Below are 4,441 nucleotides of genomic sequence, written 5' to 3' on the forward strand. Positions count from 1 at the left end.
TGCTCCCTTATAATTAAACTTCTGGTTGTCTCCTTTTCGCGTTGTGTATTATTGCTGTCGTGTAGTCAGCTGTTGACTAACGACTTTTTGGTTCTTCGACATCTTTGAAAATTTTGCAAAGCTCTCGAAATTAATTAAATCAGTTTCGATCTAATTAATTGTCTTTTGGTCAGTTTTTTTAGAGGGCTTACTAGTGTCTTTAGAACTCGGGATCACACACTCGATGGTTACTAAAATTAATTGAGGATTTCTGAAGACCTTACACATTGCCTTTTCTCTCTATCCAGACACAGGATAGAGTTCAATTTATCCGGATTGGTATTTTTCCCTCCATTTCTCTCATGGAAAATATAAATGCGAAAATATTTACAACCCCACGAATAAAAGTGTTAATGGTTTCTTCTTTTATTAATTCGAATTTAACAAAACATGACATGCTGATATCAGCGTCGCAGAACGCTACTAGCACGCGCACGACATTCACTCTGAAAGGACCCCGATATCTCCTGCAACCAGAGTCAGCGCGCCACACGGAGCAAACATATGAGGCCGTCAAATTCTCCATCAATCTCGGTGAAGACTCAGGCATCGAAGCTCCCCAAAAAACCATTTTTATCTTCACAGACCATAACATTCAAGATGTTCTAAGCTGGACACAATCTGTTCGCAAGTTAGCCGTGCTCAATAATTGGACAACGGATAGAAGCAACAAAGTTATTGATTTGCTCATAAGTGACCGCTACAAAGATGCCATAAGCGAAAAAAGAACTCTAGACACTAAACTAGATGCACTTTGCGAACATGTGTTTTCTCCACAAGATTACCACATGTATCGAAACCTAATCACGACGGCTAGTAGGCAAAAATTCTTAACCGTGAGCAACTTTATAAATCACTTACAAGACTTGAAGACCCGAGCCGATCTTTGTTGTAAAAACAAAGAGGATAAGGTACCAGAAAGGGATATCTTCGACAAAGTTATATCCACTTTGACTCACCGCGAAAAGGAGATGCTAATTTTTAACAAAGCAACAACCCTCGCTGAGGTAAAAGAAATACTCGACCAGGCTTCATCAATGGAAAGTTTGTATCAGTTTACTTCCAATTCCCCGCACCATACGCGAAAATCAACACCGGCTACTACAAGCGAAAAATACTGCTCGTATCACAAGAGTAATTTCCACAACACCTCGGAATGCAGAGCTAAGAATGATTTAACAAGAAAACCCTCACGAAATGGGAAAAATCTAATTATAAAACCCCAAAGGATCAATCAACATATTTCTTGCACAGCTGAAATACAGAATCAGAGATACGACTTCATCGTGGACACTGGCGCTGAAGAAAATTACATATCGGATGAAATCGCTTCAACGATCATCTCAAAGACCATACCGATAAGGAAAACTATTGAACTAGCCAACGGAGATAGAACTACAATAACCAAAAAGCTTCTACTAAACTTTGGAATTAAAGGACAAAATAAGTTATTTTCGGAGGAGTTTCACGTTTTACCTTCACTTCCTTACTCTGGAGTTCTTGGTCTAAATTTTCTTAAAAAACATCAATTTCAAATCGATTGTGCTAATAGGAAAATATTTGTCACTCAGTCTGATAAAACGGTCCACTCTACACCAGATCAACAACTCGAAATTAAATCTGATTTAATTTACCCACCATCCTCAAAGTTACAGAGTTTTTTGCGAGATTTTAAAAGAAACAATCCAACTCTTGGTCATATAAAAACACACGAAATGACAATCCCACTGGTTTCAAGTATCCCAGTACACAAAAAACCTTACCCAGTTCCAATAGCTTTGCTTCCTAAAGTCCATGAAGAAATTAATCGACTTCTAAAACTAGGCGTCATAAGGAAGAACGCGAGTACTTACTCTTCTCCTGCCTTCCCTATTAAGAAGAAAAATGGAGACATAAGGCTTGTCGTCGATTACAGAGAACTCAACAGCAAGACAGTTAAACTAGGATATCCGTTTCCAAATATACAGTATTCTATGATAAATCTTAAAGGAGCTATTTTCTTTTCTCAATTGGACCTCAACATGGGTTATTACCAAATACCCATAAAGAAAGAGGAAACACACAAAACCTCTTTTGTCTTGCCATTTGGCCAATATGAGTTTCTGAGAATGCCTTTTGGATTGTGTAATGCACCACGCGAGTTCCAAAAGGTAATGACGGATATGTTTCAAGACATGCCATTTGTAAAGGTCTTCGTTGATGACATTCTTATCTTTTCAAAGACATATTTTGATCATGAAGAACATATCATGAAAGTGCTAAAAAGATGCAAGGAAAATGACGTGTCAGTCAATTTCGATAAATCATCTTTTGTAAAAACTGAAGTTAAGTATTTAGGGAAAATAATAAATAAGGACGGAATTAGAGCTGATCCATCAGCGGCTGTTACGCTCGAGAATTTCGGTGTTCCTAAAACAAAGAAACAGATCATGCGAATCCTTGGAATAATAAACTGGTTTCGTGAGCATATCCCAGATCTCAGCAGGAAAATTATTACTCTTACAAACAAACTCAAAGAAAATGTTAAGTTTTCTTGGACCAACGAGGACACAAAATGCCTGGAAAATATAACTCATGAAATTAAAAACAACGCTCTATTGCATCATCCAGACATAGCCGAACCTTTCACATTACTTACAGATGCCAGTGATGAGGGCCTAGGCGCAGTTTTAGAGCAGAAAGGACGAATCATAGGCCTCTACAGTAAGAAACTCTATCAAGCTGAAAAAAATTATACTACCACAGAGAAGGAGCTTCTTGCAGTGGTTAAAGCCTTACAACATTTCAGACCCATCGTTCTAGGGGCAAAAATAACTGTGAGAACCGACCACAACAACTTGACCTACATTACTCAATGTCTCACCAACAGGGCACAAAGATGGAAGATTTTACTAGACGAATTTGGGGTACAATTAAGTTATATTAAGGGGGAGGAGAACATAGGAGCCGACCTTTTATCTAGGTGCCTCCTAACTTCAGCAAGGACAGAAAATCTAAATTCTAACTATGTTACAGACATCATCTACAAGGATTATCAACCAAATAGTCAAAGAAAGCACATTCAGGGCGTTCCGATTTCGGAAACAATACCTAAGAACTTTCACGGTACAAGCGTTTTAACAGATCAGAGAAACAGAATTATAGTGCCCGAAACAAATGAAAGAGCCTTTCTTTCTCACATTCACGGCCTTTTAGCGCATCCCGGCCTACACAGATTCTACAACACCATCAAAGACGCTTTCTACATTCACAACTTATTTCGAAAAGTGAGTAAGATCTCAACACACTGTGAGGTTTGCCAGAAAAATAAGCAAACTTCAGCGAAGCACGGTAAATTAAGAGGTTTCATTACAGCTGATAAGCCTTTTGAGAAAATCGCAATCGATCTGCTCGGACCTTTCGAACGATCGGTAGATACCGAACCGAGAATACCTTTCAAATTACACCTACTTGTAATTATAGACATTTTCTCAAAATGGATAAGAATCATACCTTTAAAACAAATCACCTCTCGAAAGGTGATAGGAGCAATTAAAACAAAGTGGATTCAGGAATACGGCGTGCCTAAAAGTTTACTTTCTGACCAAGGACGACAATTTACATCCGACGAGTTTAGGGCTTTTCTAAAACGCTATAATGTTTGTCACGAAACAAGCAGTGCTTATAACCCCACAGGAAATAGTGTGGTTGAAAGAGCAAACCAAGTAATTGGAAATGGTCTTAGGTGTCTACATAACTTACCTATTTTAAAATCGCTAAAACTGATTGAAAATGCGATGTGTAACTCCTATCATTCCACTCTAGGTACAACGCCTTACCAATTAATTTATGAAAAGCATCCCATGAATCCTTTTGTACAAGGAAAGATTAACTATCATCAAATTAGAAGGAGGAAAAAAGAATTAGCGGAAAAGGACTTAGAACTTCGGAATCGATTTAGACGGAACAAGCTTTACCGTTTGAAGCAGCTTGTACTTATTAGATCACCCATGGGCGGAAAACTCGACGCCAGGTGGGAAGGTCCCTTTACGATTCTAAAAACGTCAAATAAGAGAAACTTTGTCATAGTCCGCTGCGGAAAAAAGAATATGCGTGTAAACATCAAACGCATAAAACCTTTTAAACGGGGGAGGCATGTCGTGTAGTCAGCTGCTGACCAACGACTTTTTGGTTCTTCGACATCTTTGAAAATTTTGCAAAGCTCTCGAAATTAATTAATTCAATTTCGATCTAATTAATTGCCTTTTGGTCAGTTTTTTAGAGGGCTTACTAATGTCTTTAGAACTCGGGATCACACACTCGATGGTTACTAAAATTAATTGAGGATTTCTGAAGACCTTACACATTGCCTTTTCTCTCTATCCAGACACAGGATAGAGTTCAATTTATCCGGATTGGTATT

General features: G+C 38.2%; 1 protein-coding gene. It reads left to right on the top strand.

From position 1 onward, the window contains the following. Positions 1-341 precede the first annotated feature (341 nt). A complete protein-coding gene (locus ACRC28_RS17820; protein WP_438544794.1) occupies positions 342-4,184 on the top strand; it encodes a reverse transcriptase domain-containing protein in 3,843 nt (1,280 codons plus the stop codon). Positions 4,185-4,441 lie beyond the last annotated feature (257 nt).

Source organism: Clostridium sp. (assembly GCF_051650885.1).
Classification (GTDB): domain Bacteria; phylum Bacillota; class Clostridia; order Clostridiales; family Clostridiaceae; genus Clostridium.

Coding starts and splice junctions, on each gene's coding strand:
- ACRC28_RS17820 (WP_438544794.1), top strand. CDS start 342: ATGGAAAATATAAATGCGAAAATATTTACAACCCCACGAATAAAAGTG.